This window comes from Leptolyngbya cf. ectocarpi LEGE 11479 (assembly GCF_015207065.1).
In the GTDB taxonomy this organism is placed as follows: Bacteria; Cyanobacteriota; Cyanobacteriia; order Phormidesmidales; family Phormidesmidaceae; genus Leptothoe; species Leptothoe ectocarpi.
Genome location: NZ_JADEXP010000041.1, coordinates 1 through 26606, shown reverse-complemented (window position 1 = coordinate 26606; position 26606 = coordinate 1). Strand labels below are relative to the sequence as shown.

Genomic DNA, 26606 nt, shown 5'->3' with positions numbered 1-26606 from the left:
CCCAAACCTCGAAAAACACGAAAGGCACGAAAGGCACGAACCAATACCTCCTAAAACGTTGTTAGTGTTCTGATGGAACTATGGCTAGGGCATTACAATGTCCTAATCTTGGAATTTGGAATTGCTGTCGTGCCATCTGCTTGAACTGACTGGCTACGGAAGCCAATGGCGTCACAGCCACGTTGCAAACCTAGCAGCGTCGTGCCATCTTGCCCGGTGCCAACGGCTTCTCGGACTTTTGTACGAGGTAGATCGTAGCCGTAGTGTTTTGCGATCGCAAGCACACAGGCTGCACCGCAGTCTTCAGCACTATGTTGACGAAATGTCGCGTATCGCCGCTGCCAACCCATCTTGGGTCTCTCAGCCATTACTTATACCAAATGAGATTTACCAAATTAAATTAGAAGTCTGTTCCATAGCCATAACTATAGCCATAGGTCGATTTACTCTCCTTAACTGAACTAAAATTTGACGAGGATGAAAAGGCAGGACTCAGTCCACCATAGCCACTGAAGTCATTAGATCCACTTACAAGTGAAGCGCTATGGGTGTTGTTTGAATGGTGAGCCCAGTAGCCACCCTGGACAGCGGCGGCTGTTTCAGACGAAAGTTGCTGAAACAATGCACGACTGCTCTGATCGTACGGATGACAAGAAGAAAATTGGCACATGACACACTATTAGGGCAAACAACTTGTGAAATAATCAAATTATTGAGACGTTATTAGCACCATAAGTCTTGCATCCAGATTAGCTAGCAATGGTCTGCAGTAACAATAACCAGTGATTACTGCAGCAGCTAATCCGAACACAAAAACTTCACTCCTTTTCAAAATGAAAGGAAGTCACCCACACCCAGTCACTAAGCTGGGTGCAGGCTAATGCTAAATCCTAAACAACAAACGTATAAACATTGCTGAGAGGCAATGCCTAGCTGCGATTTAGAAATGAAATAGGCTGCTAATAACTCAGCTTTTAGCGTTTAAGAGCCAACATAAATGACCGCATCGTCGTCGATATCAGAGTTATTGATATTGACGGTGTGGCCACCGCCGCCGCTGCTGGGATAGTAGCGAACTCGGACTGTCGTTGGATAGCTATAGCTGTAATAGCAGGGGCTGTGGGACCAGTGGCCTCCTTTCGTTTGACTAGCCGCTTCAGGAGACAAGCTCGAGAACAGGGAAGAGGTTGAGGTACTTTTCATCAGTAACTCCTAAGATTGTTGTTGGTTTTTGTCTGCTGATACAAATCCTCAAGTTCGTACTACATTGCCCTCAGTCAGAAAAGTGAGCTTCTGTCAGCATTGCTCCAATATCCCACCTGCGAAAGAGCGATCCGGAGTTTTTCTTTAGATAACCATTACAAAAAAATTACATTCCTGAGTGTGCTATTTATGCTATTGGTGATGGGCTTGTTGTCCGTGATTTTGAACTGTTTTAAGTCAGTACACCCATTGTTTCCCGATTTTGGGTGTTAGAGAAAGTAAAGGATTCCTATACTACTTTTCTGGACCTGATGATTTTTAGATCGTACCAAACGAGATTGCAAAATAGCTAAAAGTTGTTCTTTACTAAGACTATGCCGTTGTTACGATAATCAGCATTTGCCCACTCTTCGAGAAGAGCAAAGCTCTATATTCCCCAAACCCTTCTCTTCTAGAGAGATTTCGAGCCCTCATCCTAAGCTATGTTTCGACTCGTGTAGGAGATGATCGAACGTGACTGAAACATCATCTAAGTTATCCTTGCTAGACTTAGATAATATCTTGCCTAGGGCTGATGGCTGGCTCCGATGGAGTTCCTGGTGCTTGTTTGCAGGGTTAGGACTCCTAGTCGGCCTATTGGTTTATTTCAAGACCGATCAGACCGTTAGGTCCCAAGGTACAATTCGCCCTAGCGCTCCATACCCGGCGGTTATTACGACTCAAGTAGGTAACCTGAGTACGTTGTACATTCGCGAAAATGAGGAAGTTGTCACCGATCAAGTGCTGGGAGAGCTGCACGCAGATGGGAAAATTGAACGTCTAAAAGCCCCTCAAGACGGTATTATCTTTCAACTGTCTCCTGATCTGTTGGGTAAAAGCTTACCGGCTGGTACGCCCATTACGTATATTACTCCCCGCCAGCCTGAACTAACCCTGAGGCTACAGGTGAATACTCAAGATATCGCTCAGTTGTCCGTTGGCCAGGTTGTACAGGCTCGCGTTTCTGCCTATCCTTATCCAGATTACGGTATCTTGCAAGGGCAAATCGAAGCCATTGCGCCAGATGTAACGCCTTGCAATACCTGTTCAACAGCCTATGGGTATGTTGTTACAGTGGCGTTGCCTGAAACATATTTACAGCGTCAGCAAGAGCGCTATCCGCTGGTGCCAGGTATGGATGTTACAGCCGATATTGTGACGCAGCGAACACGTTTGCTGGATATTGTCTTAAGAAAATTGAGACTCGCCGCTGATATTTAGCGTTGAGTGTGGCTGAGCTGGTCACGATTGGAATAATTGCAGAGCCACCTGCCATCGAGAACAGTTCCAATAGTCAATATGAGAACAAATTAGTCCAGCGTCATTGAGCTGCAGCTCACTCCAGCCAGGGATTGTAATTCTAGGTTGCCAGGGAAGAGGGGCTGTAAAGTGCAGTGTCCACTGAGTGGTGAACCTATCCGTTTTAATCGGGTCTATCCCATGCAGTTCAAGTTCGATATGCTGAAACCACTGTTCAATAAATCCAATCATTTGTCGATAGCGGGTGACGCCATGAAACTCATTCATGGGATCCTTGAAATACACGTCCTTTGCATACAGGTGATAGCTTTGCGCTTGAGGAAATCGCGTGTAGTCCGCTTTGACCTGATCAATGACTGTCAGTGGTGATGACTCGTGATTACTCATTTTTAGCTGACTCCGGTGGATTAACCTCTGGCCACAGGCGTTCTAGCTGACGTTGCCACGCTACCAGGGCTTGATTGCCATAGTTACTGTCTTGCATATCGCCCATCATGCCTTCTGCGTAAAATCGGTTGATGGTTTGCATGGTGGCTTCTAGGGATTGTCCCTGGAGTTTGGCCGCCTGAATAATTTGACGGACCCGTGTTTCAATCAGGGTATTAAAAAATGGAGCCACACCCGCTTGTTTCATGGTCAATAGCTGATCGATAGCTGCTGAGAACTGGGTGTGTTCTAAACTAGCCAAATCGTGGTGAAATACGCCCCACAGTGTATTTTCATGGGTGGCATAGCGAGCCATTTGGGTGTGATCAAAGTTAGCCGCGAGGATTTCGTTTAGAAAGGGCTGGGCTTCTGCGGTGGCCACAATGGGGATGAGGATTCGCATCCAGGTTTGATCGGGGGATAGCAGGACTAATAGTCGTAGCTCAGGGGTATCGACCTGCCAGGCATCGGGGGGGGTTACGGCGCAGGAGTCGTTACCAAAGCGTTGGGTGAGGAGGGTTGTAATATCTTGGGGAGTCATGATTAAAAAAGGCGTTGCGTGATCCTCAGTATGAATTGAGTGGCCTTGCCCCTAGCACCATAACGTGGCATTACCCACTGAGCTATGGGAGTATCTGCACCTAGACAAAAAAAGGAGGTGTAAGTAATACACCTCCTTGACTAGTTTGAATTCAGTTAATCAGTTGATGCGGTCAACCCATCCTAAAAGGCAAACCATTCTTCAACGGCCTCGGCCTTGGTATTGGTATTGCGCTCAGGGGTTTCGCGGGTGAACTTCATGTGGATGGAACGGGTTTGCTCACCATCAGCGGCGACGGCCTTAATGGGATAGTCGATCAGACCATCCTGGAAGGACATCTGGTAGCGGAAGGTGCCGTCGGGCTTGAGGTTGATCTTGCGATCGCCAATGGTCACGGTGGCATCGGGCTCAGTGGCACCGTACACAATCAGCTCAGCATCGGCAATTAGCCAGAACTGGCGAGGACGCACTGGCGGTGCGGAAGCGGAGAAGCCAGCACCGGACATATTGATGCCAGACGTGGTTGGCAGTGCCCACATTCCTGCACCCGAGGGGAAGACAAAGGAACTAACCGCCTGCTCAGGTACCTGGTGCATCGAACCAAACAGGGAGCCCGCGATGCGCTGAGCTTCCATGGACTGGGCCTGGGCAAAGATAGCATCGTAGATGGGGTTGCCATCGGCATCAAAGCCGGTCGCTGCTGCTTTTTTGCTTGGGGGTACCAGAGTCATGACGGTCTTACCGCGCAGATCGTTGTCCCAGTTAACGGTGGCAAAGTGATCTTCGATCCAGTCGGAGGGATAGACGGGCGGTACGTGGATGGGAGCCGAACGGGCCATTAATAACCAACGACCGTCTGCCGCTACATAGCCAATCTCAGCAATGTAGTCGCGATCGCTAACGGGAATTGGCAAAAACCACTCCCGCGCCATCTCATCACACTCATACTGCTGCAGACTGTGGGGAGCAACCGCGTTGATATCAACATCGGTCACGTCGTAAAAGCGAATAGCCAGACGAATGCCGCCTTGACGACGCATCTCTTCTTTGTGAGCCCCTGGAATATCCCAGTAAGCGTAGGCCCACTGAGGATCGCGGGGCATCAGTACAATGCGGCTTTCACCATAGCCACCGGGTAAATCACCAAACCCATCGTCTACGGTGGCTAGCTCTTCCATGGTGAGTGTAGCCGCAGCCGTGCTGGTGGCGGTACTGGCGGTGCTGGCAGCGGCTACAGTTTCGGCAGCAGGCACAGTGGCAGGCGCAGCGGGCGCAGTGGATGTGGCTGTCTCAGTTTTCCGGGCCGCCTGAGCTGAACGAATGGCCTCTACCAATTCAACCTTACGCATGCGGCTGTAGCGAGAAACTTCGTACTCACTCGCGACCAGACGTAGCTGCCGCAGTGTCATATCTTCCAATGGAGCCTTAGAACCGTTACCCATGACCATATCCCTATTTATCTGCACTTCAAAAATCAAAATCAAATAGCTTTATCACCCAGTCAGGAACAGGCCGATATTCACTGGCCAGCACCTACTGGGGATCGCTTTCATGAATTATTGTGCCAGGAAAGTTTATGGGGATCAAGTCAAATGATCCCCGGAAAATCTATGTTTTATCGGATTTTCAGTACATTCGGGGATCGCAATGTCATGAATTTATGACATTGCGATCCCCCTTAAGTCAACAAGCCCTCCATAAAGTCATGAATTCATGACTTTATGGAGGGCGATTGGGATCGCTATAGGATCCCATGTCCTGTGCAGGCTGCGATCGCAGCCTGCGCGATGTGCAATGATGAATGCTGAAAATATCTAGTAATTTCCCATGGCCGTATCCCCACCCCAGGGCAGCCGCTTGATTAGTCGTGTGCTGCCAGTTGCTATCAAGTTATGGTTGCAAACCCAGCTGGATGAAATTGGGGATTTAGCCTTTGAAATCCAGGCCACAGATCGGCAGGTGTTGTCGGGGCGGATTCCCGGTGTTTCCTTGTCGGCCCAGCAGGCTGTCTACCAAGGGGTACGGATTACTGATGTGACAGCCCAGGCAACGGGGATTGCGATCAATATTGGACAGGTGCTGCGCGGTAAGTCCCTACGGCTCAAACAGGCATTTCCTGTAGAAGGGCAGGTGGCCTTTGATGGCGATAGTCTGGGGACATCTTCGACAGACTCTGTATTGGCAGAGGGGCTGTTGGAGTTTTGGCAAACCTTACTAGCGAAAGAACCTGTAGCGGCAGAAGTGGCTAGCCATTACGGGGTAGCTGCGCCGCCAGATCTGCAGCTAGATCAGTATCAGTCTAAATTGGAAATCTTAGGGACAGATTTAGCCCTGCATCTGGTGCGGCGGCAGGCAGGCGTGGGGGCAGAGATTACAACAGATATTAAATTAAGAGGCGGGGTGGAGGTGGACCAGGGCCACATTTTGCGTCTGACATCAGCTCGGTGGTGTCTGCCCACCGGAGAGCAGGTATCCAGTGAATCTCTGCATGGTTTTAGTTGGAATCTGGGGGAGCAGACCGACTTGCGATCGCTCACCATCCAAAACGATCGGCTCACCTGCCAGTGCAAGATCATGGTGCAGCCGTAAAGCCGCCTACCCGCCGGGCCAGGTGCCCGGCAAGACCGGCAGCAGCATCGTAATAAAGAAGAATACCAGTGGTGCGGTAAAAATATAGCTATCGGTGCGGTCTAAAATACCGCCATGACCGGGGATGAGGGTGCCTGAGTCTTTCACCCCTGCATCGCGCTTCATTAAAGATTCGGTCAGGTCACCCAGGATGCTGGAAACACCGATAATGGTGCCAAACATCGGCCCCGTGATCCACCAGAGCGGCCACTGCATCAGCCAGGCTCCACTGCCCCCGACGATGAGACTACCGAGAATGCCAAAGAGGGCACCCTCGACCGTTTTCTTGGGGCTAATACTGGTCAGGGGGGTGCGACCAAAGGTGCGACCGGCCACATAGGCACCAATGTCAGCGGCCCAGATACAGGCAAAGGCCAAGAAGGTGTGAATCAAACCAATGGGTAAACTGTCTAAATCCCAGGTGGTGGGCCAATAGCCGCCTAGGGGAAGATTGGTCACATCGCTGCTCCAATCCCGCAGTCGAATCCAGTAGCTGGGTAGGTAGCCGCCATAGAACAGCCCCAAAATAGAGGTGGCCACATCGGCGATGGTGGCAAACTTGGGCTGAAACAGGACATAAAAGCAAATACAGGTGCCCGCCAAAGATAGGATCGCATCGGTGAGCGGTGGGGCAACGTGGGCTGAGATCAGCAGCACCTGACTGACGATCAGGGTGGTTTTGACGGCGGCGTTGATGCCCTTTGCCTTGGTCAGGGCAAAGACTTCTAGCTGACCTAGATAGACGATGATGCCGAAACCAAGGGTAAAATACCACCCTCCTAAGATAATCATCAGCAGGGCAATTGCGATCGCAACTCCACCACTAGCAATACGGATCCACGGCATAAGCGAATATATAGACAGGCCTCTTATCGTTTTGGCCCAGTTGGTCAACACAAACGTGATTACCAAAAGCCTAATTTTCTAAGCCAGCTGGGCACGCAACTGTCCTAATACCTTAGGGCAGTTGCTACTGTCAGCATAGACCGATTCACCAGGTTGACACTTAGCCCCATCGCGATCGCGCGTCTTAGCCTAGACCCGTCTAGTATTTTAGACAGGTGTGGATACTAGATTTTCCTCCCATTTACGGGGCTGGCTCGCGCGGCGAATATATCGCCAAATCTGGGTAGCGGCCAACGTCCCATCGGCGACAGCAACGGTCACCTGATTCAGCCCCTGCTTGAGATCCCCCACGGCAAAAATACGTTCATGGGTGGTTTGTCCCATATTATTGGTGATCAAATTCTCCCCATCCCAGGTGAGTTCTTTAATCCCTTTAAGATAGTGGTTGTGATAAATCGAGCCCATGTTGATCAAGCCTGTGGTCGCTTCCACAACGGTGCCATCCTGCAGCTCAACACCGCTCATCTTATGGTTCTCTCCCAAAATCTGAGTAATCGGCGCTTCATAGAGAGGGTACCCATGGTCCACTAGCTTTTGCTTCATGGCATCACTGACCGTAAAGCCGTTGGTGAGAACTGAAATGTAGGGGGTAAACCAGTTCAGCACAAAAGCCACATTAATCTGAGATTCCCGACTGACCATAACAACGGCCTTCTGGTCCCACATATCAAAGCCATCACAGATCATGCAGACATGTAGCGTGTAGCCCGCATAATCATAGACATTTTGCATATTCTCTAGTTCAGGCAGCACGTCAATAACGCCCGAGGCCGCAATCACATACTTGCTACGCAGCGTGTAATATTTACTATCTTTCTTCCCGATTTTAACCTTGACAGCAAACGTCTCGCCATCATCCGTGACCTCTTCTACAAAGGCTCTGAGATAATCCGCTCCCCAGTCCAGGGCTTGTTTGGCACCGTGGGTCAGAATATTACGTCCGGGGGTATCAGGATCTAGACCCAGGTAGTTACGGGTATCTTGCATCCATAGGGACCGGCCCCTGCCTTTTTCAATAACAAGACATTTCAGACCATATCGGGCCAGATAAATAGCCGCTGACAGACCGCCCATGCCCCCACCCACGACAATGGCGTCATAGACGGTGTCTAAATGATTTTCAATATTTGCACTGGATAGTTTCATAGTCTGATAACCTGCCCTCTGCGGGTGGGAGTGGGGTGAGTAGGTTTTTAATGATAAAGAGCCCCCAAGCCCCCAGTATTGGGGGCTTTAAGTCTTAATCTCTTTCTAGAACTAAAGGGAGTAAGGGGGCCGTTAAGCGTTATAGCCTTTGAGAAAAGACCTTAGCTCAAATCTTGCACTAAATCGGCTGTGAGGCTTCAACCCACGTCGGGTTCAAAACCCAACGCTAACTGAGGGGTGTCAACTAAAGGGACAAGGTTAGCTGAAAGGCTCTTTATGCTTTGAGCGATCTTTAACCCCTTTAGTAGGTTTTGATCCAGTTAGCCCTGACACTTTGAGTGCAGGGCGAGTTGGCGCTTCTCCACCCGGTGCAAGATATAAGTTAGCCAACAAACTCTTTGCGAGGCTCGGAAACGCCAGGGGCTTCAGCACCCTTTAGGTAAGCCAGCATGGTGTCAGCGTCAGAGACCTCAAAGGGGTCCGTGGGGCAGTTATCACCAAAGTCAGGCTCAGCAAACATTTTCTCAATGGTCATATCGTTAACGACCATGGAATAACGCCAGGAACGCATACCAAAGCCCAGGTTGGACTTGTCCACCAGCATGCCCATCTTGCGGCTAAATTCGCCGTTGCCATCGGGCAGCAGATTAACGTTCTTAGCACCCTGCTGTTTGCCCCACTGGAACATAACAAAGGCATCGTTTACGGAGATACAGTAAACAGCATCTACGCCCAGAGCAGTCATCTCGTCGTAAAGCTCTTCGTAGCGGGGCAGATGGTTAGAAGAGCAGGTGGGGGTAAATGCACCTGGAAGAGAGAAGACAACAATCTTCTTGCCAGCGAAAATATCTTCGGTCGTTGTGTCTTGCCAGCGATAGGGATTAGGCCCTTCCACAGACTCATCACGAACGCGAGTCTTAAAAACAACGCTAGGCACTTTTTCGATAACAGCCATGATAATTTCCTGTAGTTAGTCGTTAGGTGGATCAGTAGTAAAAATTAGGCGTTGCCTTAATTGAATGGCTGCCTTCCTAAACTAGAATAGTTCTTATTTGAAAAAATATCAACATCTAGAATTATTCTGACCTTGAAGTGGCTATCAGATAATGTGGGTGCTAGGATAGGGGTGTTACGCTTGCACTATAAGCTCTCAAGACGCATACGGCTGGTATCGTCGGATGCTGCTCGTGCAGGCAACCTGTTTACGTCTTTATATTTATTCGGTGATGTCTCAGCAGACGGACGAAATTGTCAAGCTACTTAAGTCAAAGCACCTGCGAGTGACACCGCAGCGATTTGCAGTGTACTCTAATCTGCTTACCCGTGAGGATCATCCGACTGCTGAGCAGATTCTGCACGATGTGAATAAGGATATGCCCCGCTCTTCCCAGGCAACTATCTATAGCTCTTTGCAGGCTTTGCGGGATGTAGGTCTAGTGCGCGAGGTGCTGCTAGAAGAAGGCGTGTGTCGCTACGATGCCAATGTGAGCCGCCACCATCACTTTCGCTGCAAGGCGTGCGGTGCCATTGAGGATATTCCCTGGGAGCAGTTTCAGTGTCTGGATACGGCTCAGCTACGGCCTGGGTTGAGCGTGGATAAGTACGAAGTAACGGTGCATGGCATTTGCGATCGCTGCTAAGTCACGCCCACAGTAAAGTAGCGAAAGCACGATAAAAGCGAACGTTGCCTTTAACTCTCCTCAGCAAGTTACCAAAACGGTAACTGCCGACAGCAAGTTCTGAGACGGCGATAGAGTTTACTTGGGTCACAAAATCAGCAATTTGATGGTTGGCTGGATCCGTAAACAAAAGTCAAGAGACAAGATTTGGTGATGAGCAAAAAAATGCTTTCTCAGGCTATCGGTGTAGGTTTAGCGGTGGTAACCGCCGGTAGCGTTGCTCCAGTTGTTGCCAGCGCGCATATATCGCGGCATCACTTGAGCGACCCGGTTGCCAAGCTAGCGCAGCTGCCGGAGGAAGTTGGCGATGATGAGATCACTGTGCCAGAGGGCACGCTGGTGTTTTCTCAGACTGCGGGTATAGCAGCACGGGTTTACAACTCAGATGGAGTGCCCCGGCTTAACCTGTACAACAAGCAAACCGGCATGACAGAGGTGCGCGGCGTTCCGGTCGCGGTTGAGTCTACAGAGACAGGGGTGACCTATCGCTATGCTGGAGACCTGTATGCTGGAGAGCTGACGGTGGAGGTTGCGATCGCAACCTCAGGCGAGCAAACGATCACCATCGACGACGTACCCCAGCAAACAGATGAAACTATCACCGGTACGGTTTCCTATCGGCCTCGCATCGCTTTACCATCAGATGCCGTTATCGACATTAGCCTGGTAGATGTTAGCCGAGCCGATGCGCCTACCATTACACTCTCCTCCCAGAAGATTGTTTCCGGTGGGCGGCAGGTGCCGTTTCCCTTTACGCTACTCTACGATCCTGAGCAAATTAGTCCAGGACTTTCCTATGCTGTCCAGTCTCGGATTACGATAGACGGCGATTTAAAGTTTGTTACCACAACTCAGTTTCCGGTCATTACTAACGGCCATCCTAACGAAGTCGAGGTGCAGGTCGAGCCCACTACTCCGGTAGCGGCAGCTGAAGAGATCCAGTTAACAAGTGCGATCTGGCAGCTAGAACAGATCCGGTACAGAGATGGCGTGCGACTCGTGCCAGCCTCCCCAAGCAACTATACCATCGAGTTTACAGCCAACGGAAATCTGGCCATTCGCGCTGATTGTAACCAGGTGTCGGGTAGCTATACTCAAAACGACAGCGGCCTCACAATCGAGCTAGGCCCCACTACGCTAGCCGCATGTTTACCAGAGTCCATTGACCAGGACTATCTGCAAGCCCTACAGCATGCAAACATCCATTTCTTTGAAAACGGCAATCTGTTTATCGACACCAAGCTTAACAGCAGCACAATGCAGTTCTCTGTCTTGGACTGATCGCTCCATGGGTATTCAACGTTGCTCTGTGCATTGTCTACGGACAGCTGGTGGTCCAAACGTAAAGTCTGGTTCTCCAGCTATTCGAATATGTCTAAGTGCATATTCACTGCTCTGGGGTGAGGTTTCTGTCCTGAGAATTGGATCATCTAAGCTAGCTTTGTCCTGATAAGCCAGGCTCAAATACATCATAACGGCAGCTTCTCCCCGGCTCAGCGGTGGTCTGTAGGGATAAAACTCAAGCGGCCAGTCTAATGCGACCAGGTTAGCTAGCAGCGCTCCATGCAATGCAGGGGCAAACCAGGCATCTTCTAGCACTCGGCCATTAATAAAGTAATCGGTGCCGATGACTGCAGGGGGGTCTCCATGCTGTTGTTTGAGACTGTCAATTTGGGGGACTAGATTAAAGGCGGCGGCTAACGATGCGATCGCTTCGGCATAATTCATCGACTGCTGTGGGCGAAATGTGCCATCAGGGTAGCCGGATATCATCCCCGTTCTAAATGCTTGAAATGTGTCTTGATAATGGGGATTCGCCGTTGCGGGCACATCTGAAAACGGGCACTTCACATCGGGACGATCCGGGCATGGGGGGCGACTGGCAACAGGGTTACCTTCAGCCTCGGGGCGGTTATTCAAATCGAAAATAGTTACAGATAGCTCAACCCATTCTCCTCGTGTAATGGGGCAGCCGGGTCGAAATCTGGGCTCTGAATTGCCTAAATAGGAGGTTTCGGCAGGATTATTGCCCGCTAGCCAGTTAATGATGTGACGGCTCCAGTGAGTGGAGATATCGTCAAAAGTATCAGTAGTTTGCTTTACCTGAGGGAAGGTGTCTTCTACAGGTTGCTCTGCTAATGCATGGGGAATGAGTGGTATCCCTAACAGCAAACTTAGGATTGGTAACGGCACACTGGCACCCCGAAGATATTTGAACATGATAAATCCTCAATCCCTGGCTAACATCCACATACCCAAACTTATGTGGGTATGATAAATCCCTACGTCTGATGGTATTGAACATATGCTAGATAACAGCTATCAAAATTTTCAGACTTTTTCCCAGAGGAGCTTAAGGTTTATTCATCGACGGCAGGTGTTGAAAATTTTGGGGTTCTCTGCAGCGAGTGCTTCATTTGCCTTAGGGTGTCAGCGTACTTCACAGAAGGGGCAAGTTGATGTTCAGCCTTTATCTGACGTTGAGTCCGATGCTGCAAGTGAATCTATCCCTCCACTAGAAATACTGGAATTTAAGACAGCACAGGTCGATATCCAAGGCCAAATAATTTCTGAACTTACAGAGCAGGGGCAATATTTTGATGAACCCTATTGGGAATGTGTACGAGTGGTGTGCTGATGATGTCCATCAAAACTATGAGGATGCGCCTGAAAATGCTGACATCTGGTTGTCTGGCAATGATGATGGTCAGAAGATAATGCGAGGTGGCTCTTACACGTTGAAGCCTCAGCACTGTCGTTCAGCATTTCGTGCGAGCCATGCTCGTACGACGACACAGGCGATGATTGGATTTCGTGTAGTAGCGTCTGTGTGAGCAAACTCAACTGACCTCCCTCAGTGCTATTGAAAACCAAGTCAGCTACCAATTAAATTTCCATACACGAGCATCAACGGCGTCATTTTCTACAATGAGAACTGTCTTCATTCAAAAAAAAGCCCCTGACACGTCGATCAGGGGCAGCTTGCTGTGTTGTAGGAGAGACGTGTGATAATTGGAGAGACGCTACTGCGCTGACACTTTCTTAGACGCTGTAACGAACGCCGCGATAGGTGAGGTGGCGGCTAGCGGCCTGGGCAGGTATCGCTTTGGGGGCTCGCATTTTGAAGGTGCGACCCATAAAGCAAAGTTCTGTATCGGTTTCAACGGTTTCGATAGTCTGAGCAGAAGGAGTGTAGGATGCACCGAGATGAGTCAGTTTCATGGGTAGAGTCCTGATAAGTGTGTGGTGTAGAACGGTGTCTTGTTCGTTCTGAGTAGGGAAACAGGCATTTTCAAATCGATTCCGATAGAAGTTTTGTGATCTTCGTTCGCTCTGTGTGTGTTGTTGGTCACACTCTCTATCGTCTGACCAGCCTCAGGTCCATATAAGAAGCCCCCACGGGCGCTAATGCTCATGGGGGCTTCGGTTTAGATATAGAGTGGAATTCAATAAATCGTTCTTCTATGAGTCCACTCTAAGCTAAGGAGATTCATATGGAAGGCTCTGCAAGATAACTCCATCGCTTTCTTACACAACCATCAAGTTTGATTGGTGTGTGTCGGAGATCACTGTGGCCGAGGCTGATTGAGGATTGACTGAAAGATTAACGGTCTATCGTTTGCTGTGCCTGGTTAGGAATAAGGGTGGAGCTATGGAAAAAATTTTAAAACATAACGGCATTCAGAACGATCTAATTTGGATAGTCCACTTATCCTCCGCAATTATCACAATGACCACATTGCATCTCTTGAGCCTCTGCCTCACAGCCAAACTGCACTAACAATGTTTGCCAACGACACCTGCGACTAAAGAGATATTGCTTCATTTCTTTCACGCTATCAAAAGTCTCATCACTACCAGAAGCACGTCCCACCTTTAACCGATAGCAAAACGGATCTTCCCACATCAGCTGGCCCTGGCTGTGTAGCAATGCCAACGCCGTAGCCGCTTTCCCATCACGTTGCAACACCTCATCAATATTGCCAGTCGCAGGGAGTGACTTTACCAACCGCTTTGCTTCTCGCTGTAGCTTACGTTCACTCTCCGCAAAAAACTGCCAGCGCTGTTTGTCCTCCGCATCCAGCCATCCTGTTGGTTCGCTTACCAGCGTCAGCGCATCCGCCGGTTTGCCATCTCGCCCCCCACGACCGATCTCTTGCACATATTCACTCAGCGTACTCGGCGCATGAAAATGACAGACCCAGCGCACTCTCGGATGATTAATCCCCATACCAAATGCACTCGTGCATACTACAAACTGACAGCGTTCTGCTAACCATTCAGTCTCAATGCAACGCCGTTCTTCACTGGGCAAGCCTGCATGGTAGGCAGCTACCGAAAACCCCTGTAACTTTAACCAGTGGGTCAGGTCTTCCGCTGTACGACGGGTGCGAACATAGACTAACCCTGCCTGCTGCGGATGAGCTTTGATAAACGTCAGCATGGCTTTTCGTCGCCCACGAGGTGTCCACACTATTTTTATTGACAGATTCAGATTCTCTCGATAGGGACTCAGCTTTACTTCCTTTGGTTGCTGCAGCCGCAACACTTCGCAGAGAGTTTTCTGAGCGGCTGGATTCGCTGTGGCAGTAAAGGCTGCAATGGGTAGCCTTGTACCCGCAGGTTTGTGCGTGAGCAGCGCTGGTCTGACCGCCCCCAGTCGTCGATAGGTAGGCCGAAAGGTATTGCCCCACTGCACTAGACAATGGGCTTCATCCAAAATCAAACCGTTGATGACCACCTGAGGCTGGCACAGCGTCTCCCATACGGGTTTGCTAAGAAGAGTTTCAGGCGAAAGGTACAGCAGTCTCAGCCGGTTGTGCTGCACCTGCTGCAAAATTTTGCGTTTCTCATAGGAGGCCAGGGCACTGTGGAGCCGCTCCGCTGCCAGCTGTCGTTGTTTTAGCTCCTGAACCTGGTCTTCCATCAGCGCCACCAGTGGCGATATGACCAGGGTGATGCCCTTGTGCAGTAGGGCAGGTAGCTGAAAGCAAACAGACTTACCACCCCCAGTAGGCATCACAATCAGGGCATCCTGCTTGGCTAGCAGTGTGCGGATAACACTGCCTTGGGGAGGGCGAAAGCTATCGTAGCCCCAAATTTGTTTAAAGCGAGCTTCTACGGTCTGCCACGATGTTTCCCTAATCGATGTTTTCCTAGCCATTGATGCACCCTCGAACTATGCCTAAGGTGCCCGTCAGCTGTGTTTTGGAGGAGACTCACACCCCCATCTCATGCATCGCTGCTAAAATCTGGGCCGAGACAAAGGGCAAAATATCTTCGTTGTTGCTGTGCTCAGCCCCTTCAGTAAAGACGATTAGCAGATAAGGATGGGCACCATCGGCCTCAATATAGGCCGCATCATGACGCACTTTGCTGGTCAATCCCGCCTTTGACCACACTTGCGCCTCAACGGGCACCCCTGCCCCCAAAAAGCCGGTTACCTGATTTTCTGGATCAGCGGCTAATGCCTGAGGATCGAGATCTCGGGTCATAAACCGCATCATGGTTTGACATCGAGCCGCATTGACTGCGACACCACCGATAATGCTGTGGAGTAGGCGGGCGGAAGCCTCGGTGGTTAGCATATTGCGATTTTCATAGCCCTCACCAAGAAATGCCCGCTCGCGACCGTAGGGGCCATCACACCAAGTTTTTTGGTTAGCGTTGATTGTGTCTAGTTCGGGCCACTTCAGACTTTGCAGATAGCGGTTGATCAAGTTGCGCTGATGTTGCCATGTCTCAAACGGGCCGGGGGGCAGTTCTGGGCCACTGGTGGTTCCTGTGAGCACATCCACAACGTAGCCTGTAGCATCATTGCTAGAGTCAACGATCATGTCGCGGATGGCCCGCTCTAGTTCCGGGCTCGTTTGGACCATGCCCCGCTCTAACCATTCGTAGATTGCCACTAGATAAAATAGTTTGATCACACTGGCGGGGTAAATCCGTTCTACGCCGCGATAGCTCGCACCCTTGGGTCGCTGCTTCCAGAAGTCAGTGGTACTTAGGGCACCGCCCGTGTTGACAATGTAGGGCGGCTCATAGGCTAGCCAGGTGACAGCAATCTGGTTTTGCGCCAGGTTGGGAAAGCGCGCCCAGGTCAGGTCAAGCACCTGATTGAGTTTTTTCTGGAGGGCATCGTCGGATTGGAAAAATTTGGAAGTCATCGGGGATGAGATTTTTAGAATAGTAATGCGGCTAAAACCCACGCCGGGTTCAAAACCCGACGCTAATTGAGGGCTGTCCACTGAAGGGACAATTTTGGCTTAGAAGCGCTAGTGATCGGTCGTGGACTGGTCAAAGGATAGTCATACTCTTGTGGAAGCGAAACCTAACAATACATCTCCGATTATTGTGTCCCTTTCAGTGGACACCCTTCGGTAGCCCTGGGTTTTGAACCCTGGGCGGGTGGGCGCTTCCCCACCAGGTGCAAGGTATGAGTTAAGCAGGCAGGTTACTCAAATCCCAAATTTGTCCCTTTACCTGCGTGGGTCAGTGCTAACTGCTCATACTTTTTAGCATGGTCGATTAGGTCGTCGATTTCTTCGGCTGATAGAGGTCTAAAGACTTTGCCAGGAACGCCGACAACCAGTGAACCGGGTGATACATCTTTATTCACCACCGCCCCCGCACCGACGATACTACCCGCGCCGACGCGGACGCCATTGAGAATGATGGCACCAATACCGATAAGACACCCCCGCTCAATATGGGCACTGTGCACCACGGCTCGATGGCCAATGGTGACATAGTCTTCTAGGACTGTGGGTAAATTAGGGTCGCCATGGAGGATAGCACCGTCTTGCACGTTGGTATGGGCACCGATGCGGATCAGCTCCACATCGCCTCGGGCCACTGCGCCGTACCAAATGCTGGCTCCTGATTGCACCTCAACATTGCCAATGACTGTGGCGTTAGGGGCGATAAAGGCCGCTTGGGCAAGGTCTGGAACCGGCCAAAAGTCTCCAGGAGTCGTTAAAACAGGGGAAGTATGGGCCACAGGATTACCTAGAAGATGTTCATTTATCGAAGGTCAAGTGGAATTGTAAGTGTTAACTATCGGCAGCGGCGAACTCTCTGAAATAATATTATGTAGGCGAAAAGCGCCCGATTTTGCCTGCCGTTATAATAGGGCGAGCGCAAGCCTTATTGGCCATGGGTGGAGTGTGCTGTAGCAGGCTTCGGCAGTGGCATTTTTCCGAGTCTTAGCATTGGGGTAGTTAGGACTGGTCAATCACGTTTGAGCATCAATGTTTTAATAAACCCGCATGATCCATTCTGCTTCTCAGTATCCGTTTTATGGGCCAGAGATCAAGTGCCCTCACTGTCGGCAGACCATCCCGGCACTAACACTGACTGATAGCTACCTCTGTACTCGCCATGGTGCGTTTGAGGTTAGTCTCGATACCCATGATTTAGTGCATGTGCAGTCGGGTCGCCACTGGCGGCAGTGGGAGGGGGCCTGGTACCGCCAGCATACCCATCCCGATGGTATTCGGTTTGAGATCCATGAGGCGCTAGATCGGCTGTATACAGAAGGATATCGAGCGACGCGGGTGATCATTGCCGAGCGCTACCGTCCCTTGGTGAAGTCGTATCTGGAGTACAGCACGCCCTGGCGAGGCAAAGTGGATACGGGGACACCCAGGCTGTACGGCTTACCTGTGGCGTTTAGTCCACCGTCTGAGGATGTGCCTCAGTGGGATGTGATTAATTTTGATTTGGAAAAAGAGCCCGGTGTACCCAACAATTATCGATATTTAAAATTTTTTGAGTAAGCTGTGCTTTTGGCAATAAGAACACCATGCACCATGCTGCGATTCGAACGTCTGATATTCACCGGGCGATTGCGTTCTATGAACTTTTGGGTTTTGAGGTGATTGAGCGCTTTACAGCAGGCATTACATTGGCCTGTTGGATGGAAGGCCTGGGGGGACGGGTGGAGCTGATGCAGGTGCCAGAGCCTAGTCCGACTGCGGATGCATTTAGCGATGAGCACTATACCGGGTACTATCACCTGTCCTTTGATCTGACTCAAACGGCTGAGAGTTTACCAGTCTGGCTGGACCAGCTCCGGCAGAATGCGGTTTCACAAGACACCCCCCTAACCGTACTATTGGAACCTCAACAGCAAATGATCGGGTCTAGGGTATATGAGGTGGCGTTTATTGCTGATGCTGACGGACTGCCGCTTGAGTTTCTGCGTCGCTTGAAATAATTAATGGGTTCTGTTCCGTTTGCAAATAATTGGGCGTATCTGGACACTGAGCTGAGCTGGCTAGAACGACTGTTGCTCGTGGCTGTGGCACAGCAGCGAAAAATGCTAAAGTCGGTAGCTCGGGTGGCAAAAACTCCGGCAGATAAGGCGACCAGCGACTGGTGGCAGGGGCTAATCGCGGTCAAGCATCGGGCCTATGATGATGTGGCTCCCAAGTCAGGGGAGCAGCCATCCCTGGGGTATCAAAAAACATTAGACAATCGGATCCTCCTGAGTCGAGCCAACAAGGTTTCTCTGGGGCTGCCTGCGATGCAAACGGCCTTGGGGTTAAGTCTGTTTGAAAAGAAGCTGGTGCTGATGGCGCTGGCTCCGGAGGTACAAGCCCGCTACGGACGGCTATATCACTATCTGCAGACGGGGGCTAACTGTGCGGCGGGCTCGTTGCCCACGGTTGAGCTAGCGTTGCGCGTGCTCTGTCGCAATGAGACTGAGCGCCGCCGGGCACGGGCACGGCTCTCGGGTCACACATCTTTACTAAAGCGGCAAGTTTTACGCTGTGTGGACGGTGCGCCGACGTTTTTGGGGAGCCAATTGCAGCTGGCTCCTGAGTGGGTGGAGTATTTGCTGGCGGAGACGCCAGATCCGTCTTGGCCCATGCGGTTCGTCATGGCAGAGCGGTTTAGCCAACGCTGTGGCGATCGCACCCCATGGTCAGATATCATCCTGGCAGATCCGCTCAAACAGCAGCTGCAGTCTGTAATCAGTCAGCCGCAAGCAAGGCTGCTGCTAGTGGGAGAAAAAGGTGTTGGTAAGGAACGGGTTGCGATCGCACTGGCCACCCACCTCAAACAGCCCCTATATACTCTCGACCTGGCCCAAATTTCACCTCAAGACTGGCCTAGCTGTCTCAGCGAACTAGACCAGGCCGCGTACCCCATGGTGCTGGTCAAATCAGCCCACTGGTGGCTAGGGCGCGAGTCAGACATAGCTCGTACAGCCCTTCAGCAGTGGCTCACAACATCGTCAGCCCGGCTGATATTTTCAGTCTGCCATCGCCACCTGGTCTGCCGCTATTGGCGACAGCAGCTCACCATCATCGATATTCCCATGCCCGATGCTGAACAGCGTTTACAGCTGTGGCAGCAGGCTTTTCCCAACGGTGTAAAATCCATGGGAAAAGTCCGTTGGACTTCCCTGGCTGAGGGGTTAGCCCTCTCCCAGAGTCAGATTATGGAGATTGGTCAGCGGTCAAAGACTTTAGCCAGCGAGCAAGAGATTGCCATCGATCATCTGCAGGAGGCGTTACAGCAGCAGGGCCAAATCTGGAAGCTGCGCTAAGCACTAAAGTTAGCTCCGTTATAGACAGAGTTCTCAAGGCTGTACTTTCCACCAGCACGCAAAATCATTTGCCTGACCTCATCGTTAGCATTTATTGCGTGGAGCTGAATATCAGGATGGTGATTCAAAAATACACGAAACACCTCATCAGCAAATGCCTGACCAATAGCATCAATTTTGTCAAAATCGAGAATTACAACCTTAAACTTATCGACTCGAGCCAGTAGCCGTTTTGCCTGAGAGCGGGATACCAGAAATTCATTCCCATACTGGACTAAACGGACAGGAACGACTGTCTTGATAAATCCATAGTCTTCCTCTAGAGGAGCAGAATACTGATCGAATACTTGCTTACAGGTACGAGCCGTATTGTTACGAAGCTCCATAAATACAAAGGTTCCCTCTTCGGGGGCATCTCGTTCCATAATCCAGTCTTCAAGCTTTTCATGATGATGCGAAAAGAAAACATTGCCAGATAGGATTACAAAATCATCAAACAGTCGAGAACTAAAGAAAATGCCTTGACCGGAATGATTAATAGGATCTGTGGTGAGTTTGCCTTTCGAGAGTTCGAGGACTACATGACGTTCATCAAGTAAGTTCAGTTCTCTCTGAATTTTGCGAAAAATTCCTTCGCCATCGTCAGCAATGATGATTTCTACTGCCTTGGGACCTTTCGTAAGTTTGACTAGGATTTTTTTTCCGTTTGAATGCTCAATTGCATTGTTGAGTATTTCAGTAAAACCGTAATTCCAGATATCCAGTACGTTGGTCGGGAGGGATGACAAATGTGCTGTGATATCTCGAGACCATACAATATCTTCCTGCAGATCTTGAGTGATGTCGTAGATTTGCAGAAAGGAAATTGCTTCCTGAAGCCGATAGTGTCTACTACGAGAGCTGCCCTCTGCGGTTAATGCACCTTGCTCAACTAACCGTTTCAGATGTTTATTGATGGCTTGTCTGGTAATGCCAAAGTGCTGAGCAGCGTGCAGGGCAATATCATTTGGATGAGCTGTGACGTTTTCTAAAATATACCGGCGAATGATTTCTCTCCACGTCTTCGCACTCCAGCCATGACAACGCTTCTCTCAACTACCGCTGAGGATTGACAACCTTATGCCAGATTGTCAACCTTAACAATATCTTTGTCAACCTTATGGATTAACGAAAAGTTTCTAGGTCCACTGGGTGGGGGCCATATCCTGGGGCACCAGGTTGGGAAAGGGCTCTGGTTCAATAACGATTTCCTTAGGCTTAGTGGCTTCGAGCAGATCCCAAATTACCTGAAGCATTTCATCTAGACCCCGACGGCTAACAGCAGAGATAGCAAAGATGCGATCGCAGCCACTGCTCGCCATCAGTTCTTCCGTGACAATCTCTAACTCATCCTCAGGGACCGCATCCACTTTATTCAGCGCCAGCAGCTGCGGCCGCTCCGCTAGACCATGACCGTAGGCCACCAGCTCCTGTTGAATCGTCTGGTAGTGCTCAATCGGGTCCAGGGTCGTAATATCAATCACATGGAGCAGCACCCGAGTCCGCTCGATGTGGCGTAAAAAGTCATGGCCCAAGCCCGCTCCCTCATGGGCACCAGCAATCAATCCTGGAATGTCAGCAAATACCGTCCCATCGCCGGTCGGCTTGCGTACTACCCCCAGATTGGGCACTAGTGTCGTAAACGGATAGTCCGCCACCTTGGGTTTAGCCGCAGACAAGGCAGAAATCAGCGTAGACTTACCGGCATTGGGCAGACCAATAATCCCCACCTCGGCCAGCAGCTTTAGCTCTAGGCGAATCCGCCCCTCTGCTCCGGGCAGTCCGGGTAAGCTGGTCTCCGGTGCCCGGTTGCGATTGCTCAAAAAAGCCGAATTACCGAGGCCGCCTTTACCGCCCTCGGCTACGCACAGCGTTTGCCCCTCGGTGATCAAATCCCCCAGAAGGTTCCCGGTCTCAGCATCGTAGATGATGGTGCCACAGGGGACTTCTACCACCAAATCCTTGCCCATAGCCCCGGTCATATTTTTGGGGCCACCCCGCTGGCCATGTTCCGCCTGAAACTGGTGGGCGTAGCGAAAGTCCAACAGCGTTTGTAAATTGGAGACGGCGTGGAGAATGACTGAGCCCCCATCTCCCCCCCTGCCACCGGAGGGTCCCCCCGCTGGCACATATTTCTCTCGACGAAAGGCAACTAGGCCATCTCCACCGTTGCCCCCTCGGACATCCACTTCAGCTTGATCGATAAATTGCATGGGACTAGGGGTAAAACGGTGGACAAATATTGGGAATAAGGGTCAAATCACTGGCGACCCTACTGCAGCCTGCTTAACTCTGATTGTATCTTTTCTGCTAGGGTCTCATCTTCTTGATGGTTAACGGTGATGGAATTAAACGTCTGCACCGTTAGCCCCGTTTCTTCAACAATCTCTTTGGCGTCGTTGCAATAGTTAATTAATAGATAACGCACGGGCCGCCGCACTGCGCGGGGCAGCTCCAACGCATCCAGACTCAGACAGCGTAAGTCGTAACGCAGCACATCTAACCCGGCACCGCTCATCAGATCGGCAATCTCCGCATAGGCCTGTTGCCGACTCGATTCCATCGCCAGGACAGCTGTGGCATAGTTAACAACTTCCTCATCGGTAAAGTTTTGCGCGTATCCATGTTGCCAGAGGGTGGAAAGGGGCCACCCAAGAGCAATGGCGAAACCAATACGGATACCAACGCGCCAATGGCGGCGCGGGGGGCTGTCATGACTAGAGCAACGAGAAAGCATCATGGCAATACCTAGCAAGATCTGACCGATTGACCGATTTCAGTGAAAAAACATGGATATTGCATCGTAAAACCTCAGACGGGCTTAAAGCAATGTGCCAATTCAATCACTTTGGTGTGTAATGTTACAGTCTCAGGCGCACCCTGCTTAAGGGAAAATTCCAGCGATAGTAGCAGTTCTAGGGAGTTTTGTAATTGTAGTAATGAGACGTCACGAATCTCCTTTTGTAAAAAATAGATACGTTTGGGATTGCCCACATCGGCGGCCTGGGCAATGATGCGGGTGTCCCGTTCGCCAGAGTCGGCCATGAGCTTAACCCACAGCCAGGTGCGGAATTGACCCACTAGAGTAGCCACGATGCGCAGGGCCGGCTCGTTACGCTCCAACAGTTCGGTAATCAAGGTCAAGGCTCGGTCAGTATTGCCCTGCCGCAGGGCTGCTGCTAGCTGTAGGCTGCTCTGGGTGCTAACGGCGACAAGGGCGGTGACGGCTTCTGGCGGCAGCGCCTGTTTGGGCTCGGGCCAGTAGGTTTTGAGTTTTTCCAACTCGTTATAGAGACGGCGAGTATCGGCTCCGATGGCCTCCCCTAGCATGGCCGCTGCTGCCGTTGTGAGCTGCAAGCCGACATCCTTAGCAACCTGATAGACCTGATGCTCGATCTGATCGGTTTTCCAGGGGGGAATGGTGTCAAACTCCCGGATATCAGCATATTTTTTGACCAGCTTGGTGGATTTCAATCGGCCATCGGGCTTGTTACTGCTGGTGAGTAGCAAAATTGAGCTATCGGGGATCTTGGGTAAGGTGCGTTCTAATTCTGCTAAGAGGTCGGCGGAACAGCGCTGGCAGATGGGCGTATCCAACAGCCACACCACTCGCTTACCCATGCCAAAGGGGGGAGTCATGGCCTGGTTGAGCGCCTGGATGACGGCGTCTGATTGTTCCGGTGGGATTTTTTCGTAGTTAAAGCTAGCCCAGTCGGTGTCGAGGTTGCGATCGCACAGCGCCCGCACCGCCTTTTTCATCCGAAACTCATCAGCTCCCCAAAAGAAATAAACCGGCATCTCTGCTGTAATAGGCCGTCTAACCGCTTAACAAGGCTTCCACAAATTCAAAGCTGGAGAAGGGGCGCAGGTCTTCGATTCCCTCGCCAGCCCCGATAAACCTAATCGGCAGCCCCAGCTGCTGCACCACCGCCAAGGCCACACCGCCCTTGGCCGTACCATCCAATTTGGTCAACACCACCCCACTCAAATTGGCAGCGTCTGAAAATACCTGAGCCTGACGCACTCCGTTTTGCCCCAGGGTGGCATCCAGCACCAACAGGGCTTCAACTTGAGCCTCTGGCGCTTTTTTATCAACGATGCGTCGAATTTTTGTCAGCTCATCCATCAGGTTTTTCTTATTTTGCAACCGGCCCGCCGTATCCACCAGCAGTAGCTCCGTATTGCGAGATTTGGCAGCAGCAATGGCATCAAACACCACCGCTGCCGGGTCAGTATTAGCAGCAGGGTTCGCAATCACCTCCACACCGCTACGCTCACCCCATACTTTCACCTGTTCCACCGCCGCTGCCCGGAAGGTGTCCGCCGCCGCAATCAAACAGTTATAGCCAGATTTTTTAGCAATGTGGGTGAGCTTACCGATGGTAGTCGTTTTACCCGCGCCATTCACCCCCACCATTAGCCAAACATTGAGCTGCTCACTTTCGGGCACAAACAAGAGATTGTGATCCCCATCCAACGGACTATCTAGCATCTGCCGCAGCAGCATTTTCAGATAGCGAATCGCCGCGTCCGGTGGCAGCGTTTCCTCGCGCATTCTGGCTTGGAGTGCTTCAATGATCACATCGGTGGCCTCCACACCGACATCCGCCTGCAGCAGCAGCGCTTCGATTTCGTAGACGGCCTCTTCGTTGAGGGGACCTTGACCCACCACCGACTTCAGCTGATTAACCAGGCCCCGCCGCGTCTTATCCAAGCCCTGGCGCAGCTGATTGAGCCAGGTAATTTCTTCGAGGGAAATTTCATCAGGGCGTCGTCCCTGGGAAGCCAGAACCTCTGCTGACCATAGAAATGCCTCATCCAAATCAATGTCGGGCATCACCAGCTCGGGCTCGGGCTCCGAATCTGCCGACGGCTCGGGCTCCGAAGCAATGGCGGTTTCCTTGAGCTTGGCTAAACGGGCTTCTCGCTCAGCCTCTGCGGCTTTAGCCCAAAAGGGAGCGGCCACCGAGTCAGCCTGGTCTGGAGTAGACTCTACGGCGGTCACATCAGCGGAGTCCGAGGGCGCATCGTCGTCAACGGTGGTTGGCTCCTCGACTGGCTCCTCGACTGGCTCCTCGACTGGCTCTTCGACTGGCTCTTCGGCGGGGTCTGCTACCGGCGGTTCGACAGCAGGTGCCGGGGTGTCCATAGCTGGTGTGACGGCGGCAGGTATCTCAGCCTCGGGTTCCGGCTCCACCGTTTCTGGCTCGGGTTCCGGCTCCGGCTCCGGCTCCACCGTTTCTGTCTGCTGTTGCTGAATGTTTTGGTAAGCCGCCTTGGCCCAGGCTAAATAATCTTCAGCGTTTGCCGGTGCGTCATTCTGCTCTGGGGGCGTTTCTTCGGGGGTAGCATCGGTCTTACTCTCATCGGCTTTAGCGGCCTCTGCATCAGAGGACTCATCATAGCCACGGCGAAACCAGTTAAATGAAGACATAGCAAACGGGCAGAGGGAATGGGCTAGGAAATAGAAGAAACGCTTTGGAAACAAACTCAGCTCATTAGAGGCTGATTGATTTACTGGGGATTAGGTAGATGGCCAAAAGTAAATGTCTCTAACGCCGCTGGTTTCGACTCCGCTCAACCAGCTGATTTTGAAAAGATGAGGGCTGAGCGAAGTCGAAGCCCGGATTAATGGGTAGTTTCGTCCCCTCACTTAAGTTTCGTCTAAGGCACTTTCGGGGCTGGCGTCAGTGATCGGTTGAGTAAGTTTTAAAGGCGCTGAGCGGGCGTCCAATTCTTGGCTAGCTAGCTGATCCGTCACCCGGCGCATGACTCCATTAATAAAGCGATAACCATCTTCATCGCTGTACCGTTTAGCAATTTCGATCGCCTGGTCAATGGCGATGCGTTTATCCACAGCCATGTACAAAATTTCGGTGACGGCAATCCTGAGAATGTCACGATCCACCCGCGCTAAGCGCTTGAGATTCCAACCCACCATGGCACTATCTAGCAGCTGATCGATATCCTGCCGATGCTCAGTGAGCTGAGTAATGATCCGTCGGGCATAGTCTTGCACATCTCGACTGCCCGCCAGCTGAATAAACTCTGGAAGTTCTGTGGCCACCCCCAGACGGTTAATGGCAGCCTGTACCAGGTCGATGGATTCTTTAACCGTGGTCTGGGCGCTGCGCAGGTCGCCGGATCGAGTTTCGCTGTTAAGCAACTGCCGATTACCACGCACGAGTTCTGCAGATGCCGCTTCTAGGGTTTCTTTAACCTCGGTGGTGAGGGTGCGAATGGCCTCAGTCAGCAGAGTTTCAACAGATGGATTAGATTTTTTTTGGCTGCGCTTAGAGTCGTCGGTCAGCTGACTCATGCCGAGGAGCGCCAGCTCACGCGCAATGCGACGGGCTTGCATGGTTTTGAAAGTGGGGGTGGTCTAGCTCAGATATCTTATCAGCCAGTGTATAGGAGACGCAGAGAAGCTGACGGGTTATCCTGGCTGATCGATATTAACCAGCTCGACCCGAGTTTGAGACGTCTCAGTTTTTGAGGCTTGTTCAGAGGTCGAGTCTGATGCAGTCTCTTCACCGCCAGCAACGGGCAGCTGAGCATGGGAGTCTCTCGACACAATGGCCTCAGCTAAATTAGGACCGACAATGCCACCGGACAGCAGCACTTTAAAAGCTTCTTCAATGGAAATAGTCAGGTTGACCACATCGGTTTCAGGGACAACGGCATACCAGCCGCTGGTGGGGTTCGGCGTTGTGGGCACAAAAACGCTGAGCATCTTCGAGTCAGGATTGATGGAGATGGCCGAGCTAGTCACAAAAGCAATTGCCCAAATCCCACGGCGGGGATATTCCACCAGCACCACTCGACGAAACTGGCTCCTAGTATCCTGTAGGACAGTTTCTAGCAGCTGCTTGAGGGTTTTATAGACCGAACCGGCTAAGGGAATGGACTGGAGAATGCGCTCACCAAAGTCGAGCAGCCAACGGCCCGCAATATTCCGGGCCATCAAACCGATGAGCAAAATGGCCAGTAAGGGGACGGCAAACCCTACCCCCAGGTTAAATAGGGCTACCAGGGCCGGGTGGAGATCAACAAATGGATTTAACTGCTTGGGAAAACTAGTCAGCGCACGAATCACCCAGCTGGCCACGGTGATGGTCAACCAAATGGTTGTGGCTAGGGGGATGATTACTAGAAGACCTGCAATTAGGTCATTCTTCAAACC

General features: G+C 51.3%; 28 protein-coding genes. 8 read left to right on the top strand and 20 right to left on the bottom strand.

Annotated elements, in window-relative coordinates:
* Positions 1-92: 92 nt before the first annotated feature.
* Together IQ260_RS07125 and IQ260_RS07120 are read right to left on the bottom strand one after the other, a co-directional pair.
* Positions 93-368, bottom strand: a complete 276-nt coding sequence (locus tag IQ260_RS07125) for a cysteine peptidase family C39 domain-containing protein (RefSeq protein WP_228015655.1) — start codon at positions 366-368, stop codon at positions 93-95.
* A gap of 613 nt (positions 369-981) precedes the next feature.
* Positions 982-1203, bottom strand: a complete 222-nt coding sequence (locus IQ260_RS07120; RefSeq protein WP_193992157.1) for a hypothetical protein — start codon at positions 1201-1203, stop codon at positions 982-984.
* 513 nt (positions 1204-1716) lie between these two features.
* On the opposite strand from IQ260_RS07120, the gene IQ260_RS07115 reads away from it, so the two are divergent.
* Complete coding sequence (locus tag IQ260_RS07115; RefSeq protein ID WP_193992155.1) at positions 1717-2463, top strand: HlyD family efflux transporter periplasmic adaptor subunit; 747 nt, start codon at positions 1717-1719, stop codon at positions 2461-2463.
* Positions 2464-2484: 21 nt separating this feature from the next.
* Here the strand turns inward: IQ260_RS07115 and IQ260_RS07110 are convergent, their stop codons facing one another.
* The 3 genes from IQ260_RS07110 to IQ260_RS07100 form a co-directional block, all read right to left on the bottom strand.
* Positions 2485-2889 (bottom strand): DUF2358 domain-containing protein, encoded by a 405-nt coding sequence (locus tag IQ260_RS07110; protein ID WP_228015653.1) that lies wholly within the window; start codon positions 2887-2889, stop codon positions 2485-2487.
* Positions 2882-3469, bottom strand: a complete 588-nt coding sequence (locus IQ260_RS07105) for a hypothetical protein (protein WP_193992153.1) — start codon at positions 3467-3469, stop codon at positions 2882-2884. The genes IQ260_RS07110 and IQ260_RS07105 overlap by 8 nt, the downstream gene beginning before the upstream one ends.
* 182 nt (positions 3470-3651) lie before the next feature.
* Entirely contained in the window at positions 3652-4911 is a 1260-nt protein-coding gene (locus IQ260_RS07100) for a DUF4912 domain-containing protein (RefSeq protein WP_228015651.1), read from the bottom strand.
* A 385-nt stretch (positions 4912-5296) separates the two neighbouring features.
* Between IQ260_RS07100 and IQ260_RS07095 the strand changes: the two genes are divergently transcribed.
* Positions 5297-6058, top strand: a complete 762-nt coding sequence (locus IQ260_RS07095; protein ID WP_193992151.1) for an LmeA family phospholipid-binding protein — start codon at positions 5297-5299, stop codon at positions 6056-6058.
* A gap of 6 nt (positions 6059-6064) precedes the next feature.
* On the opposite strand, the gene IQ260_RS07090 is transcribed toward IQ260_RS07095, so the two are convergent.
* The 3 genes from IQ260_RS07090 to IQ260_RS07080 form a co-directional block, all read right to left on the bottom strand.
* The gene (locus IQ260_RS07090) at positions 6065-6943 is read right to left on the bottom strand and encodes a phosphatidate cytidylyltransferase (protein ID WP_193992149.1); all 879 of its coding nucleotides are present in this window, start codon (positions 6941-6943) and stop codon (positions 6065-6067) included.
* 207 nt (positions 6944-7150) lie between these two features.
* Entirely contained in the window at positions 7151-8149 is a 999-nt protein-coding gene (locus tag IQ260_RS07085; protein ID WP_193992147.1) for an NAD(P)/FAD-dependent oxidoreductase, read from the bottom strand.
* Positions 8150-8531: 382 nt separating this feature from the next.
* Positions 8532-9104, bottom strand: coding sequence for a peroxiredoxin (locus IQ260_RS07080; RefSeq protein ID WP_193992145.1), 573 nt, complete (start codon positions 9102-9104; stop codon positions 8532-8534).
* 271 nt (positions 9105-9375) lie between these two features.
* Between IQ260_RS07080 and IQ260_RS07075 the strand changes: the two genes are divergently transcribed.
* On the top strand, positions 9376-9789 hold the full coding sequence (locus IQ260_RS07075; protein ID WP_193992143.1) for a Fur family transcriptional regulator: 414 nt from the start codon (positions 9376-9378) through the stop codon (positions 9787-9789).
* Between the two features lie 192 nt (positions 9790-9981).
* A complete protein-coding gene (locus tag IQ260_RS07070; RefSeq protein ID WP_193992141.1) occupies positions 9982-11109 on the top strand; it encodes a YbaY family lipoprotein in 1128 nt (375 codons plus the stop codon).
* 15 nt (positions 11110-11124) lie between these two features.
* On the opposite strand, the gene IQ260_RS07065 is transcribed toward IQ260_RS07070, so the two are convergent.
* Positions 11125-12048, bottom strand: coding sequence for an S-layer homology domain-containing protein (locus IQ260_RS07065; RefSeq protein ID WP_193992139.1), 924 nt, complete (start codon positions 12046-12048; stop codon positions 11125-11127).
* Positions 12049-12428: 380 nt separating this feature from the next.
* On the opposite strand from IQ260_RS07065, the gene IQ260_RS07060 reads away from it, so the two are divergent.
* On the top strand, positions 12429-12662 hold the full coding sequence (locus IQ260_RS07060; RefSeq protein WP_193992138.1) for a formylglycine-generating enzyme family protein: 234 nt from the start codon (positions 12429-12431) through the stop codon (positions 12660-12662).
* A 208-nt stretch (positions 12663-12870) separates the two neighbouring features.
* On the opposite strand, the gene IQ260_RS07055 is transcribed toward IQ260_RS07060, so the two are convergent.
* From IQ260_RS07055 to IQ260_RS07040, 4 genes are all read right to left on the bottom strand, one after another.
* A complete protein-coding gene (locus tag IQ260_RS07055; protein ID WP_193992137.1) occupies positions 12871-13050 on the bottom strand; it encodes a DUF4278 domain-containing protein in 180 nt (59 codons plus the stop codon).
* A 487-nt stretch (positions 13051-13537) separates the two neighbouring features.
* Complete coding sequence (locus tag IQ260_RS07050; protein WP_193992136.1) at positions 13538-14992, bottom strand: RecQ family ATP-dependent DNA helicase; 1455 nt, start codon at positions 14990-14992, stop codon at positions 13538-13540.
* Positions 14993-15047: 55 nt separating this feature from the next.
* Positions 15048-15995 (bottom strand): serine hydrolase, encoded by a 948-nt coding sequence (locus IQ260_RS07045; RefSeq protein WP_193992135.1) that lies wholly within the window; start codon positions 15993-15995, stop codon positions 15048-15050.
* A 287-nt stretch (positions 15996-16282) separates the two neighbouring features.
* Positions 16283-16828, bottom strand: coding sequence for a gamma carbonic anhydrase family protein (locus IQ260_RS07040; RefSeq protein ID WP_193992134.1), 546 nt, complete (start codon positions 16826-16828; stop codon positions 16283-16285).
* Positions 16829-17096: 268 nt separating this feature from the next.
* Between IQ260_RS07040 and IQ260_RS07035 the strand changes: the two genes are divergently transcribed.
* Genes IQ260_RS07035 through IQ260_RS07025 form a run of 3 tightly spaced genes read left to right on the top strand, consistent with a single transcriptional unit; the run spans position 17097 to position 19384 of the window.
* The gene (locus IQ260_RS07035) at positions 17097-17606 is read left to right on the top strand and encodes a TIGR02652 family protein (protein ID WP_193992133.1); all 510 of its coding nucleotides are present in this window, start codon (positions 17097-17099) and stop codon (positions 17604-17606) included.
* Between the two features lie 26 nt (positions 17607-17632).
* Complete coding sequence (locus tag IQ260_RS07030; RefSeq protein WP_193992132.1) at positions 17633-18046, top strand: VOC family protein; 414 nt, start codon at positions 17633-17635, stop codon at positions 18044-18046.
* Positions 18047-18049: 3 nt separating this feature from the next.
* Positions 18050-19384 (top strand): ATP-binding protein, encoded by a 1335-nt coding sequence (locus IQ260_RS07025; protein WP_193992129.1) that lies wholly within the window; start codon positions 18050-18052, stop codon positions 19382-19384.
* On the opposite strand, the gene IQ260_RS07020 is transcribed toward IQ260_RS07025, so the two are convergent.
* The 7 genes from IQ260_RS07020 to IQ260_RS06990 form a co-directional block, all read right to left on the bottom strand.
* On the bottom strand, positions 19381-20172 hold the full coding sequence (locus tag IQ260_RS07020) for an STAS-like domain-containing protein (protein WP_228015649.1): 792 nt from the start codon (positions 20170-20172) through the stop codon (positions 19381-19383). The two genes, IQ260_RS07025 and IQ260_RS07020, sit on opposite strands and share 4 nt — an antisense overlap.
* A gap of 390 nt (positions 20173-20562) precedes the next feature.
* Entirely contained in the window at positions 20563-21636 is a 1074-nt protein-coding gene (gene obgE, locus IQ260_RS07015) for a GTPase ObgE (RefSeq protein WP_193992127.1), read from the bottom strand.
* 59 nt (positions 21637-21695) lie between these two features.
* Positions 21696-22163, bottom strand: coding sequence for a DUF4168 domain-containing protein (locus tag IQ260_RS07010; RefSeq protein ID WP_193992125.1), 468 nt, complete (start codon positions 22161-22163; stop codon positions 21696-21698).
* 71 nt (positions 22164-22234) lie between these two features.
* Positions 22235-23221, bottom strand: a complete 987-nt coding sequence (gene holA, locus IQ260_RS07005) for a DNA polymerase III subunit delta (protein WP_193992123.1) — start codon at positions 23219-23221, stop codon at positions 22235-22237.
* A gap of 19 nt (positions 23222-23240) precedes the next feature.
* Positions 23241-24857, bottom strand: coding sequence for a signal recognition particle-docking protein FtsY (gene ftsY / locus IQ260_RS07000; RefSeq protein WP_193992121.1), 1617 nt, complete (start codon positions 24855-24857; stop codon positions 23241-23243).
* Positions 24858-25076: 219 nt separating this feature from the next.
* Positions 25077-25784: a transcription antitermination factor NusB gene (nusB, locus tag IQ260_RS06995; RefSeq protein WP_193992120.1), complete on the bottom strand. Its 708-nt coding sequence runs from the start codon at positions 25782-25784 to the stop codon at positions 25077-25079.
* Between the two features lie 75 nt (positions 25785-25859).
* Positions 25860-26606 (bottom strand): DUF502 domain-containing protein (locus tag IQ260_RS06990; RefSeq protein WP_193992119.1); only part of this gene is annotated, 747 nt, incomplete at its 5' end.

Coding starts and splice junctions, on each gene's coding strand:
- IQ260_RS07125 (WP_228015655.1), bottom strand. CDS start 368: ATGGCTGAGAGACCCAAGATGGGTTGGCAGCGGCGATACGCGACATTT.
- IQ260_RS07120 (WP_193992157.1), bottom strand. CDS start 1,203: ATGAAAAGTACCTCAACCTCTTCCCTGTTCTCGAGCTTGTCTCCTGAA.
- IQ260_RS07110 (WP_228015653.1), bottom strand. CDS start 2,889: ATGAGTAATCACGAGTCATCACCACTGACAGTCATTGATCAGGTCAAA.
- IQ260_RS07105 (WP_193992153.1), bottom strand. CDS start 3,469: ATGACTCCCCAAGATATTACAACCCTCCTCACCCAACGCTTTGGTAAC.
- IQ260_RS07100 (WP_228015651.1), bottom strand. CDS start 4,911: ATGGGTAACGGTTCTAAGGCTCCATTGGAAGATATGACACTGCGGCAG.
- IQ260_RS07095 (WP_193992151.1), top strand. CDS start 5,297: ATGGCCGTATCCCCACCCCAGGGCAGCCGCTTGATTAGTCGTGTGCTG.
- IQ260_RS07090 (WP_193992149.1), bottom strand. CDS start 6,943: ATGCCGTGGATCCGTATTGCTAGTGGTGGAGTTGCGATCGCAATTGCC.
- IQ260_RS07085 (WP_193992147.1), bottom strand. CDS start 8,149: ATGAAACTATCCAGTGCAAATATTGAAAATCATTTAGACACCGTCTAT.
- IQ260_RS07080 (WP_193992145.1), bottom strand. CDS start 9,104: ATGGCTGTTATCGAAAAAGTGCCTAGCGTTGTTTTTAAGACTCGCGTT.
- IQ260_RS07075 (WP_193992143.1), top strand. CDS start 9,376: ATGTCTCAGCAGACGGACGAAATTGTCAAGCTACTTAAGTCAAAGCAC.
- IQ260_RS07070 (WP_193992141.1), top strand. CDS start 9,982: ATGAGCAAAAAAATGCTTTCTCAGGCTATCGGTGTAGGTTTAGCGGTG.
- IQ260_RS07065 (WP_193992139.1), bottom strand. CDS start 12,048: ATGTTCAAATATCTTCGGGGTGCCAGTGTGCCGTTACCAATCCTAAGT.
- IQ260_RS07060 (WP_193992138.1), top strand. CDS start 12,429: ATGAACCCTATTGGGAATGTGTACGAGTGGTGTGCTGATGATGTCCAT.
- IQ260_RS07055 (WP_193992137.1), bottom strand. CDS start 13,050: ATGAAACTGACTCATCTCGGTGCATCCTACACTCCTTCTGCTCAGACT.
- IQ260_RS07050 (WP_193992136.1), bottom strand. CDS start 14,992: ATGGCTAGGAAAACATCGATTAGGGAAACATCGTGGCAGACCGTAGAA.
- IQ260_RS07045 (WP_193992135.1), bottom strand. CDS start 15,995: ATGACTTCCAAATTTTTCCAATCCGACGATGCCCTCCAGAAAAAACTC.
- IQ260_RS07035 (WP_193992133.1), top strand. CDS start 17,097: ATGATCCATTCTGCTTCTCAGTATCCGTTTTATGGGCCAGAGATCAAG.
- IQ260_RS07030 (WP_193992132.1), top strand. CDS start 17,633: ATGCACCATGCTGCGATTCGAACGTCTGATATTCACCGGGCGATTGCG.
- IQ260_RS07025 (WP_193992129.1), top strand. CDS start 18,050: ATGGGTTCTGTTCCGTTTGCAAATAATTGGGCGTATCTGGACACTGAG.
- obgE (WP_193992127.1), bottom strand. CDS start 21,636: ATGCAATTTATCGATCAAGCTGAAGTGGATGTCCGAGGGGGCAACGGT.
- IQ260_RS07010 (WP_193992125.1), bottom strand. CDS start 22,163: ATGATGCTTTCTCGTTGCTCTAGTCATGACAGCCCCCCGCGCCGCCAT.
- holA (WP_193992123.1), bottom strand. CDS start 23,221: ATGCCGGTTTATTTCTTTTGGGGAGCTGATGAGTTTCGGATGAAAAAG.
- ftsY (WP_193992121.1), bottom strand. CDS start 24,857: ATGTCTTCATTTAACTGGTTTCGCCGTGGCTATGATGAGTCCTCTGAT.
- nusB (WP_193992120.1), bottom strand. CDS start 25,784: ATGCAAGCCCGTCGCATTGCGCGTGAGCTGGCGCTCCTCGGCATGAGT.